Origin of the sequence: Paenibacillus sp. GCM10027630, from assembly GCF_042676305.1 — a bacterium.
In the GTDB taxonomy this organism is placed as follows: Bacteria; Bacillota; Bacilli; order Paenibacillales; family NBRC-103111; genus Paenibacillus_S.
Genome location: NZ_JBHTGY010000095.1, coordinates 15,228 through 31,489 on the forward strand (window position 1 = coordinate 15,228; position 16,262 = coordinate 31,489).

20 protein-coding genes and 1 riboswitch are annotated in these 16,262 nt (G+C 41.9%); of the genes, 2 read left to right on the forward strand and 18 right to left on the reverse strand.

Features of this window, described 5'->3' with window-relative positions:
- Positions 1-186: 186 nt before the first annotated feature.
- Together ACFQ0C_RS35265 and ACFQ0C_RS35270 are read right to left on the reverse strand one after the other, a co-directional pair.
- Positions 187-1,026, reverse strand: a complete 840-nt coding sequence (locus ACFQ0C_RS35265) for a 1,4-dihydroxy-6-naphtoate synthase (protein WP_379374055.1) — start codon at positions 1,024-1,026, stop codon at positions 187-189.
- On the reverse strand, positions 1,023-1,664 hold the full coding sequence (locus tag ACFQ0C_RS35270; RefSeq protein ID WP_379374057.1) for a futalosine hydrolase: 642 nt from the start codon (positions 1,662-1,664) through the stop codon (positions 1,023-1,025). The genes ACFQ0C_RS35265 and ACFQ0C_RS35270 overlap by 4 nt, the downstream gene beginning before the upstream one ends.
- Positions 1,665-1,901: 237 nt before the next feature.
- Here ACFQ0C_RS35270 and ACFQ0C_RS35275 point away from each other — a divergent pair, with 237 nt between their 5' ends.
- Positions 1,902-2,753 (forward strand): metallophosphoesterase, encoded by an 852-nt coding sequence (locus ACFQ0C_RS35275; RefSeq protein ID WP_379374060.1) that lies wholly within the window; start codon positions 1,902-1,904, stop codon positions 2,751-2,753.
- Here the strand turns inward: ACFQ0C_RS35275 and ACFQ0C_RS35280 are convergent.
- The 8 genes from ACFQ0C_RS35280 to ACFQ0C_RS35315 all read right to left on the reverse strand — a co-directional run bounded on the left by ACFQ0C_RS35280 (position 2,731) and on the right by ACFQ0C_RS35315 (position 8,446).
- Positions 2,731-3,858 (reverse strand): nucleotidyltransferase family protein, encoded by a 1,128-nt coding sequence (locus tag ACFQ0C_RS35280; protein WP_379374062.1) that lies wholly within the window; start codon positions 3,856-3,858, stop codon positions 2,731-2,733. The genes ACFQ0C_RS35275 and ACFQ0C_RS35280 overlap by 23 nt on opposite strands.
- Entirely contained in the window at positions 3,845-5,647 is a 1,803-nt protein-coding gene (locus tag ACFQ0C_RS35285; RefSeq protein WP_379374064.1) for an ABC transporter ATP-binding protein, read from the reverse strand. The genes ACFQ0C_RS35280 and ACFQ0C_RS35285 overlap by 14 nt, the downstream gene beginning before the upstream one ends.
- Positions 5,644-6,126, reverse strand: a complete 483-nt coding sequence (locus tag ACFQ0C_RS35290; protein ID WP_379374066.1) for a signal peptidase I — start codon at positions 6,124-6,126, stop codon at positions 5,644-5,646. Before ACFQ0C_RS35290 ends, ACFQ0C_RS35285 begins: the two co-directional genes overlap by 4 nt.
- A complete protein-coding gene (locus ACFQ0C_RS35295) occupies positions 6,101-6,370 on the reverse strand; it encodes a PqqD family protein (protein ID WP_379374068.1) in 270 nt (89 codons plus the stop codon). The genes ACFQ0C_RS35290 and ACFQ0C_RS35295 overlap by 26 nt, the downstream gene beginning before the upstream one ends.
- On the reverse strand, positions 6,367-7,149 hold the full coding sequence (locus tag ACFQ0C_RS35300; protein WP_379374070.1) for a hypothetical protein: 783 nt from the start codon (positions 7,147-7,149) through the stop codon (positions 6,367-6,369). Before ACFQ0C_RS35300 ends, ACFQ0C_RS35295 begins: the two co-directional genes overlap by 4 nt.
- Positions 7,150-7,237: 88 nt before the next feature.
- On the reverse strand, positions 7,238-7,420 hold the full coding sequence (locus ACFQ0C_RS35305) for a hypothetical protein (RefSeq protein WP_379374072.1): 183 nt from the start codon (positions 7,418-7,420) through the stop codon (positions 7,238-7,240).
- Positions 7,421-7,472: 52 nt separating this feature from the next.
- Positions 7,473-7,715 carry an anti-repressor SinI family protein gene (locus tag ACFQ0C_RS35310; protein ID WP_379374074.1) on the reverse strand — a complete coding sequence of 81 codons (243 nt, stop codon included), beginning with the start codon at positions 7,713-7,715 and terminating at the stop codon, positions 7,473-7,475.
- A gap of 38 nt (positions 7,716-7,753) precedes the next feature.
- A riboswitch (cyclic di-GMP riboswitch) is annotated at positions 7,754-7,838 on the reverse strand.
- 272 nt (positions 7,839-8,110) lie between these two features.
- The gene (locus ACFQ0C_RS35315) at positions 8,111-8,446 is read right to left on the reverse strand and encodes a helix-turn-helix domain-containing protein (protein WP_258216958.1); all 336 of its coding nucleotides are present in this window, start codon (positions 8,444-8,446) and stop codon (positions 8,111-8,113) included.
- Between the two features lie 251 nt (positions 8,447-8,697).
- Here ACFQ0C_RS35315 and ACFQ0C_RS35320 point away from each other — a divergent pair, with 251 nt between their 5' ends.
- On the forward strand, positions 8,698-8,853 hold the full coding sequence (locus ACFQ0C_RS35320; RefSeq protein WP_258216957.1) for an anti-repressor SinI family protein: 156 nt from the start codon (positions 8,698-8,700) through the stop codon (positions 8,851-8,853).
- A 19-nt stretch (positions 8,854-8,872) separates the two neighbouring features.
- On the opposite strand, the gene ACFQ0C_RS35325 is transcribed toward ACFQ0C_RS35320, so the two are convergent.
- The 8 genes from ACFQ0C_RS35325 to ACFQ0C_RS35355 are packed head-to-tail and all read right to left on the reverse strand — an operon-like array spanning position 8,873 to position 16,236.
- Positions 8,873-9,217, reverse strand: coding sequence for a helix-turn-helix domain-containing protein (locus tag ACFQ0C_RS35325; protein WP_379374078.1), 345 nt, complete (start codon positions 9,215-9,217; stop codon positions 8,873-8,875).
- A gap of 4 nt (positions 9,218-9,221) precedes the next feature.
- Entirely contained in the window at positions 9,222-11,027 is a 1,806-nt protein-coding gene (gene glmS / locus ACFQ0C_RS35330) for a glutamine--fructose-6-phosphate transaminase (isomerizing) (protein ID WP_379374080.1), read from the reverse strand.
- A 52-nt stretch (positions 11,028-11,079) separates the two neighbouring features.
- Positions 11,080-12,252, reverse strand: a complete 1,173-nt coding sequence (locus tag ACFQ0C_RS35335) for an aminotransferase class I/II-fold pyridoxal phosphate-dependent enzyme (protein WP_379374082.1) — start codon at positions 12,250-12,252, stop codon at positions 11,080-11,082.
- A 45-nt stretch (positions 12,253-12,297) separates the two neighbouring features.
- Positions 12,298-12,897, reverse strand: coding sequence for a sugar transferase (locus ACFQ0C_RS35340; RefSeq protein WP_379374084.1), 600 nt, complete (start codon positions 12,895-12,897; stop codon positions 12,298-12,300).
- A gap of 30 nt (positions 12,898-12,927) precedes the next feature.
- Positions 12,928-13,905, reverse strand: coding sequence for a glucosamine inositolphosphorylceramide transferase family protein (locus tag ACFQ0C_RS35345; RefSeq protein ID WP_379374086.1), 978 nt, complete (start codon positions 13,903-13,905; stop codon positions 12,928-12,930).
- A gap of 15 nt (positions 13,906-13,920) precedes the next feature.
- On the reverse strand, positions 13,921-14,070 hold the full coding sequence (locus ACFQ0C_RS39185) for a YwzD family small protein (RefSeq protein ID WP_483875021.1): 150 nt from the start codon (positions 14,068-14,070) through the stop codon (positions 13,921-13,923).
- Positions 14,071-14,093: 23 nt separating this feature from the next.
- Positions 14,094-15,140, reverse strand: coding sequence for a UDP-glucose 4-epimerase GalE (gene galE, locus ACFQ0C_RS35350; RefSeq protein WP_379374088.1), 1,047 nt, complete (start codon positions 15,138-15,140; stop codon positions 14,094-14,096).
- Positions 15,141-15,153: 13 nt separating this feature from the next.
- Positions 15,154-16,236 carry an EpsG family protein gene (locus tag ACFQ0C_RS35355; protein ID WP_379374090.1) on the reverse strand — a complete coding sequence of 361 codons (1,083 nt, stop codon included), beginning with the start codon at positions 16,234-16,236 and terminating at the stop codon, positions 15,154-15,156.
- Positions 16,237-16,262 lie beyond the last annotated feature (26 nt).

The window sequence follows — 16,262 nt, forward strand, 5'->3', positions numbered from 1 at the left end:
TCGTTTTTTTACAAATGCAAACACAAAAGTTTCAGTTGTGAACATATTCATTCGAAATATACATTTATTTCCATTTCAATCGTTTGCTTTATTCTCAAATTTTTAGACAACCAAAAGCCCCCCTCTCATGAAATTCATTGAGAGGGGGGGCTTTTTTTAGAACAGTAATATACTCTTTTGCTCTTGCTAACGCAATGCAGCGAGGTCTATCGGCGGCACCAGGCCTTCCTGGGCAGCACGGCTTAGCAAAGCAGCAATCGCGGCATAACCTGCTTCTCCCAGATCAGCCGTAAACTCGTTTACATACAGATCAATATGCGCTTGCGCCACTTCCGGAGCCAGCTCCTGAGAATGGCTTAGCACATATTCCCTCGACTCCTCCGGATGCGCCCATGCATATTCAACCGAAGCGCGAATCCATCCGGAGATGGCCTTCAGATCCAGCGATCTCCGGGCAATGATCGCACCTAATGGAATCGGCAGGTTCGTATCTGCCTCCCACCAACTGCCTAAATCGGTCAACATGGTTAGTCCATAGTTAGGATAAGTGAAGCGTGCCTCATGAATGACTAAACCGGCATCCACTAAGCCATCGCGCACTGCCGGCATGATCTCATGAAACGGCATAATAACAATCTCGCCCACACCACCCGGAACATTCTGGGCAGCCCACAGTCTGAACAGCAAGTAAGCGGTTGACCGCTCACTGGGTACAGCAACCTTACGACCTGTTAATACTGCCGCCCCCTTAGTGGCTGCCTCTTCACTAGCCGTCAGCACCAATGGTCCGCAGCCTCTACCCAACGCTCCGCCGCATGGCAGCAGCGCGTACTCAGACAGCACCCACGGCAATGCCGCGAATGAAATCTTCAGTACATCCGGCCCATCAGAGCTAGCGGCCAAATTGTTCGTAATATCGATATCCGCATATAGAACATTCAGCTTAGGTGCGCCGGGAATTTTCCCATGGACCAAGGCATCAAAAACAAATGTGTCATTAGGGCAAGGAGAAAATGCAATATTCATTCCAACACCTCCACAATTACTGAGCTTGCAACTTCTAAAGCCTTCAAAGCATCTCCGATGCGCCATGCCTCTCTATCCCGAGGACCGACAGCATTGGAGATAGCACGTATTTCCAGGATAGGAATTCCTCGACCATTGGCTGCAGCAGCAACGCCGTAGCCTTCCATCGCCTCCGCTGCTGCGCCTGGTACACGGGTGGCAAGCTCTGAAGCGGCAGCCGCTGTTCCCGTAGCAGTCGATACAGTGAGCACGGGACCGGAATGAACCGGTAACCCGGCAGCCAGCATCGCAGCCGTTAATCGAGCCGCTAGAGCCGAGCTTACTTGCACTCGAGTGGAGCCGAAGCCCAGCTCGTCCAAGCTCAAGAACCCCTCTTGAGTCTGGACTCCCAGATCAGCAGCAATAATCTCGCTCGCAACAACAAGGGAGCCTACCTCTGCTTGTCCAACAAAGCCGCCTCCGATCCCCGCACTTACGACCAAGTCATAATTTGCCGAAGCCAGCACCGTAGCCGTATTGATTGCGGCCGCTATGGGACCGACACCTGCCAGGCTTACTTCAAACCTGCTGTCGCCGTTAAGCCCGCGCAATACAGCCTCTCTCTCAGCTTCGACAGCTGTCATTACAAGTGCACGCATTCCCAATGCCTCCTCTAACTTCTTATAAGAGGTAGTTCAAAAAGTCACCATTTTAAACTCTCACTATATGAATCCTTAAAGTCCCCTTGGAGACCCATTCTTTCCATTATAAATTAACCATCTTAATTAGCCAAGTTACTCATCAATCGATTCGCTCAAGCAGATTTCGTTCGGTTTGATCAAACCGCAGTTATTTGGTACAATTTTCCTATCCAATCATAATGAAAGGAGTTCCTAATGACCACCCCTAACCTGATGAATCGTCGCTCCTTTTTACGAAAAGGATTGAAAGTAGGATTAAGCTTGCTCGGGATAGGAATGATTGGAGCTTACCCTTTCATAGGAGAACGCTTCTGGTATCAAATAAAAGAAGTTCATCTTACCGTCCGCAATCTCCCTAAAGCTTATAAGGGTTGGAAAATTGTGCAATTCAGCGATGTCCATTTTGGCTTTCATTATGGTGTTGACGAATTTCGCCGTGTTGTAAAAATGATTAACCGCTTGCAGCCCGATATCTTATTTTTCACAGGCGACCTCGTAAATACCAAATATGAGTCACCCGAGCTCGCTATTCCTTTACTTCAGGAGCTGAGTGCCCCCCGTGGGGGAAAATGGGCTGTTCTTGGCAATCACGATTATATGACAAGAGCTAAAGTAATCAAGACGCTTGAAAGCTCACAATTTAAATTGCTAGTTAATCAACACAGCTATATTGAATTTGAAGGACAGCGATTATACATAGCCGGAATAGATGATGTGATGTATGGCAATTACAGTATTGAAGAGGCTGTTCAAACATTATCTGCTCAGGATTGCGTTCTGTTTCTGGCACATGAGCCCGATATTGCGGAATTAAGCTCTACCTATAACATTAGCGCTCAATTTTCCGGTCATTCTCATGGCGGTCAAATTCGGTTGCCTTTCTTCGGACCCCTTTTTACTAATAAAATGGCGGAACAATATGACGATGGCTTGTATACGGTCGGGGAAAATAAAATGCCTGTATATGTGAATCGGGGGATTGGTACAACCAACCTGCCTATACGTTTTTTTTGCAGACCCGAAATTACGGTGTTTTATTTATCTTAATAGTACGAAAGAAATTAAAAAATCTTTTCTTATAAAGCATCCAATAATCAAAGACTAGCGAATTCCCCTTATCATGTCTCCCTAATTCATAGCCAATCGCAGCTTTGGAAGGCATCAGCCATTCCATTATACCTGCAAGACAATGCTTCCAAAGGTCGAAATCCATCAAATGGAAAGTCATATAATTAAGGTAATATTTAAGTGAACTGTTGTTTGAATCCCTTATGGCGCTGTAATCCCACCACAAGTTAGTTCTTCGTTCAAGCGGGAGCTTGGCTATAGACTCCAGCTGCGGAAACTCACGATAAACAATGCGTAAAGTTCTGCTTATTCTTTTGTAGGTTTTATGGCCAGCTGCACTTTCCAACAAACGCCTATACGCTACCCGCTCCTTTAAATAGTAAATCAGTTGAATAATATCGATAAAATACTTCAACGAGCTCAAATGATGCCGCCACCCATGAAGACATATCATATAGAAGGTATGAAACTCGGACAATTGTTGAATAAATGTATAGGACTCCAAGGATGCTGCCTGATCCCATACCTCATCGATCTTAAACTGTGAGGTGCCGGCTTTCAGCAAATCCCAATGCAATTCAACCGTTAGCGGAATTGAAGCTCCCGGCATGCGCTTGCTGAAGCTCCAGTGAAAGTGAGTGGAGACACATTCTTCTTCGTAAGTAAAACCTAATGATTTCACAGCCTGTATCGCCTTATCTAGATCCGAATGCTTTATTAACAAGTCAATATCCGAAGTCCACCTAGCACCGATATGACCAAAGTAGGTTTCAGCAAATATGACGCCTTTAAGTGGAATCATCTGAATTCCGGCCTCTTCAAATTTCTCCAACATTTGTACGGTCTGATTTTTTATAAGCATATTTTGGTATAACACTTCTGTAAATGTTTCCTTAAGAGCTTCTTGGAAAAAAAGCGGGGTTTGCTCCAGCAGCCCCCTCTGCTTTAGTAAAAAATAAACCTGGGAGCCTATTTCGAAAAAATGGATATCCGATAAAGCTTGCTCATAGAACATTCCATCATTGGGGTCAGGCCACGGCAGCCGTGAATCATAGATAGCTTGTATCAAGTTAACGACCAACACCCGCCACTCCCTTCCTCACAAAGCTATCATATAAATTCCGGTACATTCCCTGCCTTGTGATCAGCTCTTCATGTCTTCCTGTCTGCACAATCTTTCCTTGATCCAACACAACGATCCAATCCGCATTCCGTATGGTTGATAATCGATGTGCAATAACAAGCGTTGTACGATTAATCATTAGATGATCGAGCGCTTCTTTAACCTGATATTCCGTTTCACTATCCAATGCGGATGTGGCTTCATCCATTAAAAGGATAGGAGAATTTTTCAATATTGCCCGCGCAATCGCTATTCGCTGCTTTTGCCCTCCGGATAATCGTACCCCTCTTTCACCAATATGTGTTTCATATCCGTCGGGAAGCGATTGTATAAAAGAATGAATGTTAGCTATGGCTGCCGCTTGCACGATGTCAGACCTTGTAATGCCCCGCCTGGCAACTAATAAATTGTCCATAACCGTACCGTCGAATAGAAATGTTTCCTGCGGAACATGGGCAAAGTAGCTCCTTAATTGCGAATCCGAAAGCTCCTCTGTAGATTTATCATCGACTAGAATAACTCCCGACTGTGGTTTATAGAACCCTTGCAGCAGATTAAACAAAGTGGATTTACCCGCACCGCTCGCACCAACAATGGCTACTACTTTTCCAGCCGGTATAATCAGATTGAAATCGTCAAATAGATTATGTTGTCCGTCATAGCTAAACGTGATGTTGTGAAATTGGATCGATTTAATAAACGGTTGGGGCAGCAGATTTTGAGGCAGAACCGTTGAATCGACCGGCTGCTCCAAAACTTTGGATATTCTTTCGACGGCCGAAACTGATCTTTGAAACCCGGCCCATAATGCAGCAAGTCCTGTTAATGGATATACCAAATGATTCGTTAAATTGACGAACGCTAATAACGAGCCTACTGTAATGACATCGCTGGACACGAAATAAGCACCCAAGCAAAGGCACATCAGAAACACCATGGAACCGATGCCGTCTCCTCCTGCATGAAATCTTCCACGAATTTTAGCATCCTTTATCTCTAATGCGAACAGCTCCCGATTTTGGCTGCAGTATTTTTTATGGAATAAATGCTCCAGTGTAAAGGCGCGAATAACAAAGAAGCCCTGAAAGGTCTCATTAAGCAAACTGTTCATGCTACCCGCCAAATTAAGAATATTCGAGCTGTTGCGACGCAGCATAAGTCCGAATACAGCTCCGCTTATAATAGCTGCAGGAGCAATAAGCAGACTGATCAAAGATAATTCCCAACTAATTTGTACCAAATAAATAAAAACAGCGATGGATATTAAAGGCAATTTAATTAGATCCACCAGGCTTCTCCCTATGACTCCATCGATGCTATGAATATCATTCGTAAAGTTAGAAAGTAATTGTCCGGAATGAAAGCTGGAAACATTCTTAACGGGGAGAAGAAGTATATGCTTATATAAATTGGTTTTCAATTCCTTCTTTACAGCATTTACGGCAACCGCTTCAAAATAAATATCATAATAGGTTGAAATAATGCTCAACGCAATGAGGGCTGCTCCAAGCGGAATCAGCCATTTCATTCGATATAATTGACCTTGAACTACGGTATCTGTGACATCTCCCAAAAACCAGGCAAACGACAAGGTAAGGCCAATATCAATAAGTACACATACAAAAAGACCCAAATAAGCCTTCCACTGACCGGCAACATACGGCAGCAATATGGAGAAGGCTCTTTGGATGTCATGCAAGGAAAAATACTGTCTAATGACAAGCAGGTGGCAACGAAATCTTTCAATCATAGGGTCGCTCCAGAAGGTCTGTTTTCTTTAAAATTCAAATATTTTCTTAGCAGATAAGATATAATCGGGAAGGCAAGGATCAGCTTGCCCCAGAAATAGGCTGCCCAATCGGTTACGAGAATTGGCCTTTTATTCTTTTGAATTTGAATCAGTTTACCAATGATCTGCTCCCTGCTAACCGGCATGTCGAAGCCCAGATTGGTATCGCCCTTAAACAGGTATTGCATCTGATTGTTGATGGGCTTTAGTTCATAATAGCGATGCGCTATTAATTGTCCTGTCGGGGTGTGAAATAAAATAATATCCCCTTTTTTCAAGGCTGAGGCATCACACGGAATAAACCTGCAAATATCTCCTTTACGGATAAAAGGAAACATACTGTTGCCTTGGGCTGGAAGCTCAATCGACCCGTACTTTGAGATTGCATAGGTTAGAAGATGGATAACTTCCTTGCTAAACAGCATTTTGAACGAGTCCATACTTCATCATGTCGGCCAAAAAAGCTTCCATATCTTGTTCAGCCTTATTATCGTCCAACTCATAATGATCGTGGATGGCTTCGATCATCGAGAAGATACTCTGGCTTTCCCTAAGCAGCGACCAGCAAAATCCGCCCATTTCATTTAATTTGGTAACCGTAAACTCATCTGTATTGAGAATAATCCATTCCCCATCCAGTTCGACAGCTTCGCAGTTACTTGTCTGCACATACAATGGCTTCATGATATCAACTCCCAGAAGGTATCATTTTTTTGAAAATGAAGCTCGTAAATAGGAACGCCATTAGCTAAAATCTTCATTAGCCCTATAATTCCGCCTGTTTCTTTGGCGTCATGAGCCCAGTAAAATACTTTATCCATCAGAAGAAGCAGGCCATTGGACTTCCGTAATGTGATTCTTTGATTATGGGGGGCCTGGTGCAAAATATTTATACTGGCTAATGAGCAGAACCGGCTCTCGCCCTTCATTTCGATTTCACTGCGAAAGGGAGAGTTATACACGGTAATTTCATCGGACGTAATTTTCACAAGGGTGGCTTCATCCGATAAAAGCTCTCGTGGATAGGACAACTCGGCAGCCGTTGATTTCCCTGCCCCTGATTCACCTGCAAATATATGTGCCTTTCCATCCTCTATAACACAGGATGAATGAATCAGGAGACCCCAGTTGTTAGAGACAATGAATGAGCTGTATAAGTTGATTAAAGCATGCTTTAAAGCCAACTCATCTTGTACATAAATAAAGGCATTTCGATAATCCGAATCGGCTTCGATTAAATAATCTGCCCTTCGGAATAAAATTTTGCCCGCCTCTTTAGTAATATCCACCTTGTAGTCTACGAATGGGATTCCGTAGCCATCTCTAATATGGATAATGAGATCAGGCTGCTCGTACACAACAGGTGAGGTAAGCAAGCTCTTTTTAAACATATTCATAAGCTTCAGTGAATCACCTGAAGCTTGCATCAAATGCTCTCCGATTCTTACATGTACGGTATCCATAACAAGCTCCTTAGAATAATTGAACAGACGACTCATGCACAAACAGAGGTCAAGGTAGACTACCATTGACCTCGTTATAGGCATTCCCTTACTTTTTGGAGGGTCTGGGGTCATTGGGATAATTAATTCCGCCATTGCCTTTACCTTTATGGTCTTTATTGCCCTTCCCCTTGTTCCAGCTCTGGGCTGTTTCGAAGCTTACAGGCTGGTGGCTCAATACCATCGGGCGAAAGTACTCTTTCCTCTTAAGGTCCACTGTTTCCTTATTCATTAGTTCACCTCAAATATATATTATTATGCATGAAGTTCTCTATAGAGAACCTTTAGGTATACTCATAGCTTACGGAGCTTCCAACTTCTTTAACATCATTGCACAGAGAAGGCTTATGCGAAGGGATATCTTGGTTTGCGACAATCAAATGTACCAAATTTTCCGCCATATAGATTGGTCGTTTAATAAATGCTCGAATTTCATCAATACTAAGCTCAAGATCACGTGCAGCTAAAATGAGTTCGACCCACTCCTCATCCAATTCCTTATTATCCGACAGATTTGCTACATTCATCTTAAGACTCCTCCTAAGTAAACAATGAAATTGCTTAATCAGGCAGTCCAGCTGTCGTAGTCGTTGACCTTAGACCTGTGACTTTGTGTCCCTGCTTTTCAGACAGGTTTACCTTTTTACTGAAAGAGTTATGTAAAATAATTCATCTATATGTTGTAATAATTCTAGTATTACAACTCATTTTGGTACTATATATATAATACTAGTAATGAAATAAAAAGTGTGTCACTTTAAGGAGGCTGGACTTAGGGGGTTTTGTCAGTTTAAGGAGTTGGATCATGATGGAATTTGACGAGAGGTGAGGTAAAGGGGAATTCTTATGTTCCCCGACATCAATAACGGAGGCAGATACTTACGATAGAAACAGAGGAGTTATAAGCGGGCATACTGGAGTATTATTGCTTGGGTCGATTCAAACGCCATTTATTGAGTTCCAGAAACTCACGAAACTGCTCCTTGTCTACGCCTGATGTCATTGCTTCTTTGATGAGCTCGTACCATTCCTGATCAAGTTCTTTATCCTCTGATGGAGAATCTTGTTGATCTATAAGCTTGTCTACAGGTACAGCAAGAACAGCCCCGATTTTTTCGAGAAACAGAATCGATGGGTTTTTTTGAATATCCCGCTCTAAATTGCTTATGTATGACTTAGCAACACCGGCACGTTCCGCCAGCTCAGAAAGAGACATTCCTTTTTCTTTACGCAGTTGCCTTACACGTTTACCAATCATGAGGATCTTCCTTTTTAACGTAGTGATAATGCCTTGATCGCTACGTCATTATACCAAATTTTATACAAACGAACAAATCTATATGTATAAAAATCCCTTGTAAACACTCATAAAAACACATAAAAGTTCCCGTAAAATATTTATTTGGCCCCCCCAAAAAGTGACATACTTTTCGAAGGCTGACTAGTATTATATTCCTACAGCACTTATCTGCTAATATACCGCATAACCTGTATCCGTGGAGGCGTACAATGAATCTAATTTACCAGAAAGCCATAGATGAAAAACTGGATATGGAATGGACCTCGCTGATCCTGCTTTCACGTAAGATGGGAATTTCGGTTGAAGAAATACGACAATTTCTCAAGCAATGTCCGATTAAGGAAAACGGAGACAAGAAATCATAGGTACTCCGCTTTCCGATCGTTACTCATGAATTTTGCCATTGTACCATTGCATAAACTCGATTAATATTTTATATTCATGAATCCGCTCTTTCTCGATTCCCATATTCTTCATTTCATAAATAAAATCGATCCACTCTTTTTCAATCTGCTGCTTGCTTTCTAAATCTGTACTAAGCTTAAGTAACGTTTTGAGCTCAACCTTTAGCACCAAAGCAATTTTCTCCACCACTTGAATGGATGGATTCTGCTTCAGATTTCTTTCGATATTACTTAAATAGGACTTCGAAATACCCGTTCGCTCTGCAAGCTCAGAAAGTGTATATCCTCTTTGTTTTCGGATTTTATATATATTTTTACCTATCATAGGGTCACTCCACAGTAACGCTTTTGGCGAGATTTCTCGGTTTGTCAACATCACACCCTCTATACAAGGCAGCATAATAAGCAATTAATTGTAGAGGGATCACAGAAACAAGCGGAGTTAGGTATTCGTGAATATGTGGGACAACGAGCTGGTCGTTCTTATCTTCAATTCCCTCGATACTAATCATACAAACATTAGCCCCCCTCGCCATGACCTCCTGTACATTACTTCTAATGTTTCCACTGACATGCGGCTGTGTTAGAAGAGCTATAACCGGAGTGCCTTCCTCTATTAATGCAATAGTTCCATGCTTCAATTCTCCGCCTGCGAACCCTTCCGCCTGAATGTAAGAGATCTCCTTTAATTTTAAAGCTCCCTCCAGACATACATAATAGTCAACACTTCGTCCTATGAAAAAGCAGTTGCGCGAGACGCTTAAGTATTTCCACACAATTTCCTCAATTTGTTCTTTTCTGTTAATCATAATTTCCATAGCGTTAGCTGCTAATCCCAGCTCTTTAAAAAGATCGAAATTACGTTGAATGCCTCTATTTCTTGCACAATCAGAAGCAAGTATAGCTAATACCGCAATTTGCGCTGTATAGGCTTTGGTTGAGGCGACCGCTATTTCTGGGCCTGCATGCGTGATTAAGGTAAAATCGGACTCACGTGATAAGGTTGATCCTGGCACATTAGTTAATGCTAAGGCTCGATATCCCGGTTTCTTAATATCAACTAATACCCCTCGGCTGTCTGCGGTTTCACCGCTCTGAGAAATAAAGATAAACATGGGATGGCTGGATAAAAGCGGCCTGTTATATAAAAATTCACTCGCGATATGCACTTCCACCGGTATATGGGCTATGCGCTCAAATAGCTGCTTGCCCACCAGACCGGCATGATAGCTTGTACCACAAGCAACAATATAAATACGGTCTGTTTCCTGCAGTGCCTCGCGTATGTTTTCATCTATTGCAATTTCACCATCGCCATTTTGATATTTAGTTACCAGCTTGCGGATGACAAAGGGCTGCTCATCAATCTCTTTGAGCATATAATGCGGATAAGGACCTTTTTCAATATCCTTTGCATCAAGCTTTACGGTAAAAGGGCTCCTATGAATCATTTGTCCTGATAAATTTTTAATCGTTTTGGATGAGTTTTGAACAATAACGATTTCCTCATCCATAAGCTCAACAAATTGGTTAGTTAACTGCAAGGCAGCCATTGCATCGCTCGCGATAACATGGAAATCTTGCCCTATACCTATAAGCAGCGGACTTTTATTTTTCCCGACGTAGATGGTGTGGTCATTTTCACTATCCATCAAAGCTATGGCATAAGAGCCTTTCAGAACGCTTAACGTTTCCCGAAATGCCTCCTCAACCTGCAAACCTTTATCATCTACAAACCTCTCCATAAGCTGCACAATAACTTCTGTATCCGTCTCACTATTGAATTGGATTCCACCTAAAAGCTCCTGCTTGATTTCTTTATAATTTTCAATAACTCCGTTATGTACGATGGTAAACCGGGTATTATTGCTCTGATGTGGATGTGCATTTCTACGATTGGGTTCGCCATGTGTGGCCCATCTTGTATGACCAATCCCCAAATGGCCGGAGGCGCTCTGATCTACAGCTTTTCGAAGCGCTGCAATGCGCCCTTTTTCTTTAAATACATGCACCCCCTCTTTATTTAACATGGCAATTCCCGCCGAATCGTAGCCTCTGTATTCTAATTTTTCTAATCCTTTCAATAAAATTTCTGCAGCGTCTTGATTACCTACATACCCTACAATACCGCACATCCTATTCTCCTCCTTCAATTTTCATCGAAAACCTGCTTCGCAAGCAGTTATCTTAATTTAGTGCAATGTGTTTCTTCAGCATGTTTTTCATACAAGCAATTATTCTCATTTGCTCTTCTTCGGTCATATTCGACCCCGATGGCAAGCATAAACCTGATTCAAACAACTGCTCGGATACAATATTATTTTCACTATGGGCATACAATCGGGTTCCTTCAAAGAGAGGCTGCAAATGCAGCGGCTTCCAAACAGGGCGAGCTTCAATATTATCTTCAGCCAAAGATCTTAATAATTGGTCTCTGGATATGCCAGCTTGTTGTTCGTCTATGGTCAACGCCGTAAGCCAGCGATTAGACCAGGAGCCTTCAAGTTCCGGCATAAATTGAATGCCCGGTATTTCGGAGAGCTCTCTGTAATACCGATTAAATATGGCGCGTCTCGCAACTACTCTTTCCGCAAGCACTTCCAATTGCGCCCTGCCTATTCCCGCTAATACATTGCTTAACCGATAATTATATCCCATCTGGCTATGTTCATAGTGCTCCGCCTGATCCCTTGCTTGGGTTGCTAAAAAACGCGCTTTTTTCAAAGCTTCAAGATCATTGGAGACCAACATGCCTCCACCGGAGGTCGTTATTATTTTGTTCCCATTAAATGAATACACACCAAATTTACCAAATGTTCCGCTAGCTTGGCCTTTATAGGTTGAACCAAGTGATTCCGCCGCATCCTCAATAATCGGCACTCTGTAGTTATCGCATAATGAGACAATTTCGTCCATTTGTGCACTTTGTCCATATAAATTTACAACGATAACGGCTTTCGGCAATTTTCTCGCTTGAGCCGCTTCTTCCAGGGCACGCCCTAATGCTTGAGGCGACATATTCCATGTCTCAGCTTCAGAGTCAATAAATACAGGCTCTGCCCCGAGATAAATAATTGGATTTGCACTTGCCACAAAAGTAAGGCTGGAACAAAATACGGTATCTCCTTCATGTACATCCAACAATTTCAATGCCAAATGAATGGCAGCTGTCCCTGAGCTAACCGCTGCAGCATCGCCAATCCCTACGTAATCTGCAAGCTCTTCTTCAAATGCATCCACATTAGGCCCCAAGGGAGCGATCCAATTCGTATTAAAGGCTTCCTGGATATACTTCTGCTCATTCCCGCTCATGTGAGGTGCAGAAAGATAAATTCTTTGCTTACCGCTAACAGCTTGCATCCAACACAACCTTCTCCCTGGTTTAATAATTAAAGAAAGCAAAGTTTATTCAGCGCTTGTTGTACCCGTGAACTTCTCCATAGTGACATGGTTTTTATGGCTTACTCCTTCTGTTTTCAACACTTTGAAAAAGGTTAAACTTAAGATTTTTAAATCGAGAAAGAAGCTTCGATGTTCCACATACCACACATCCAGCTTAAATTTATCTTCCCATGAAATTGCATTTCTCCCGTTCACCTGCGCCCATCCTGTTATCCCAGGCTTTACATTATGCCGTTTTGTCTGTTCTTCCGTATATAAGGGTAAATAATCAGTCAATAGAGGCCTCGGACCTACTAGGCTTAAATCCCCTTTTACAACATTTATTAATTGGGGCAATTCATCCAGACTATATTTTCTAAGTAATTTACCAAAAGCAGTTAATCTCATATAATCAGGTGATAAATTGCCGTCATTGTCTCTTGCATCCGTCATGGTACGAAACTTATAAAGATAGAACAATCGGCTATATAATCCAGGTCGCTGTTGCTTAAATATGACGGGAGACCCTAACTTTACTCTCACCAAAATAGCCACAATGATCATAATCGGGAATAGCAGCAGCAGCAGTGAGGCGGAAACCAACAAGTCAAATAGTCTCTTCATCAATAATCAAGCTCCTGTATCAAATTACGATCATGTATATTTTCTAAGCCTTGATAAAACACGGTCAAGCTTCCAGACCACATAGTTCCATCTCTTCGATTTATGTCCATCAACCGCTATAAGCCATTGATTCTCATTAATTTGGAGCTGGTCAATATGATGCATTCCATCTTTTCTCCAGTCGCTTTCCTTATTGGTGCCACTTAATATCATATCGACTAATTCTTCCTTATATTCGGTCACTGACAGCTCATTAATTTTAAAAACCCGCATAGCGCTGCCGTAGTAAGGATTGCCGTCTTGAGTATATCTATAGATGTTTGTATCCGATACTATAATTCGGCCTCCGGGTCTAGTAATGCTAATATTGTTGGAAATTAGGGGACTCTGAGGATGCTCCGTCCATGTGCCTTCTATGTGGTCTGAATAAAACAGATGCAGATTCTTTCCTTGATTGGACCCGGCAAACAACCACCATTTGTTCTCATATTTAAATATAGACGGATCCACATAGCTGCCGCTAAACAGCTCGCAAGCTATTTCCCATTCAAATGGAAAACGCTTGGCCTTATATAACAGCACCTTTTTCGTTTCAATCGTTTCAGGCAGCATAAATATTTCATCATTCACCTTGAATACTTGCGGATATGATAAATGGTATTTTTCCTTGAGCACTATTTTTTCATAATCCCATTTCTCACCATCATCACTCACGGCCAATCCAATCTCGCCACGTCCTGACGCTTTATTCAACACCTCAAAAAACATATAAAATTTGGACTCATGCCGGATAATAAATGGATCGGCAACAAACTCTGCCGGAGCATCGTCGATGTCTGATGCTTGCAAGGACGGTTGATCCAGGCGGCTTTCATGCGGAGCTTCAGAAATAACCGCCGAATTAGCACTAAACACTTTAATTGCCCATATATTAGAAACCATTCCTCCTCGAAGCAGAGAAAGTACGTTTTTGATCTTACCTAAAGGCATTGCCTTTACTAAGGACATTTGTTTCCTCCCTAATCACTCGGATGAAGTTATAGCGCATATAATTTCCCGTTTTATTTCATTAATTAAATCTATAGCGTTCATATCCTCGGATTCATCACCTTTTTTCTTGATACTGATGAGTATCTCTTTTAATTGTGTTTGAGTTAATTGGCCTATGTCCATTTAATTATCCTCGCTTTGTTGTATTATTCGGCAGCCCGGACTCCAGTTAATAATTTGGCTGCTCCGTAACCATTCGGATTGTTGGATTGCCATCTCCATGAATCTTCGCACATCTCTTGAATGCCTCTAGTGGCCTCCCAGCCTAACTCCTTGTTCGCTTTACTGGAGTCAGCAAAGCATATTGCGACATCCCCCGGTCTTCTTTCTGCAATAGCATAAGAAATTTTCAAGCCTGACGCTCGCTCGAATGCAGCAATTAATTCCAAAACACTGTATCCAATGCCCGTTCCCAGATTGTAGGCTTCCACACCCGATGCTGTCATGACCTTCTCAAGAGCTCTCAAATGCCCAATTGCAAGATCAACAACATGGATGTAATCTCGGACGCCAGTACCATCGACTGTCAGGTAATCGTTACCGAATATATTCAGCTGCTCCAATTTCCCTATTGCAACCTGTGTAATGTAAGGCATCAGATTATTCGGAGTACCGCCAGGGTCCTCTCCTATCCAGCCACTTTTATGTGCCCCAATCGGGTTGAAATATCGTAGAAGTGCTATCCCCCAATTATTATTAGAGACATACAAATCACGTAATATCTCTTCAATCACCAGCTTCGTTCGACCGTAGGGGTTCGTTGCTGCGAGCTGGAAATCCTCAGAGATTGGTACGCTTTCGGGCATTCCGTATACGGTAGCAGAAGAGCTGAAAACCATTCTGTGCACGTTGTATTTCTTCATAATTTCGCATAATACAAGTGTTCCGGTAATATTATTGTGGTAATACCAGATCGGTGAATGGACCGATTCCCCCACAGCCTTGAGCCCTGCGAAATGGATAACCGCCTCGATCGTATTTTTGGAGAAAACGGCATCAAGTCCATCCTTATCCAATAAATCCAGCTTATAAAATTGGAAATCCTTACTTGTTATTTGCTTGACCCTATTCAATGATTCCAAGCTGCTGTTAGAAAGATTGTCTACCACGACTATTTCATAGCCTGCATTCAATAATTCGATGCATGTATGACTTCCGATATAGCCGGCCCCTCCGGTTACAAGAATCGCCATTGCTTTCGCCTCCTTATAATTGAATGAAATTGCTCCTATAGAGGATTCCCAAACTAATTACTTGTTCATAAAAACAGTACAGGAAGTAAAAAACGAGAATCGAATAGTAGATCAGTTTCTGCTCTCTACGAACGAATAATTGGACTATCCATGAAATAATGATTAAATTATACAGCCCAAAATAAATGGAAAACCTTGCAAAAATCCAGTTTTGCGTAGAAATCACCATAAAAACGGCACCCAAAATCGTCATGTTTACAATGTAATCACTATTAGGAAATAACTCTCTAAGCTTTTCTCTACCCAGGTAAGAAAGTGCTATAGGTATAATATAAATAAAAACTCTTATTATATTAGCCCCACCTTCTGAGAATTTACTATATTCCGCATACTGAGTATCTTCTATAGCCGAAAAAAACAATCCGGAGAGCTGACTGTATCCCATGGCAAAAAGCACCGCAAAGCTAAGGATCAAAAAGGTTGTAGTCGTCCAGGCTTTCCTTCTCACAATAAAATACATCGGAATTAAGATTAACGCGGTTCCATGGAACAGAGATGCAAATAAAATAACTAAAGTGTACTTTTTCCAATTTCCATCCATAATGTATTTGGTCGCAGCAAAAATTATAGCAGCAGCAAGATACTGCCTAATGCCGTTCATGGAGACGACATACATTCCAGACGTAATATAAACGTAAATGCTTAGTTCAAATAGACGGGTGTATTTATATAAAACGAGTACGATAAGTAGATTCGTTATAAGTGCACAAATAAAAATCAGCATCTGAGGGTCTTCTGTAAATTTCTTTAAAATCATTTGAAATATGCCGAATCCCATATCTTTTTTGGACACAATATAGGACCAGGTAAAGGTAGTATTTTTATATATGTCTATATAAGTATAGGTATCCCCGATGTTATTCCGAAGACCTGATACCAGTACCAAAACGGCAATAACAAATGCAACCATTATCTTATTCGGCTTCTCAAACATAGGAATACCGGATTCAGCATAAATAGTTCTATGCTTCACCAAATACCTTGAAAATAATGAGAATATATACACTACGACAAGATTTATCCAAAGTATTGCCATCTATAATTTCCCTTCAACATATACTT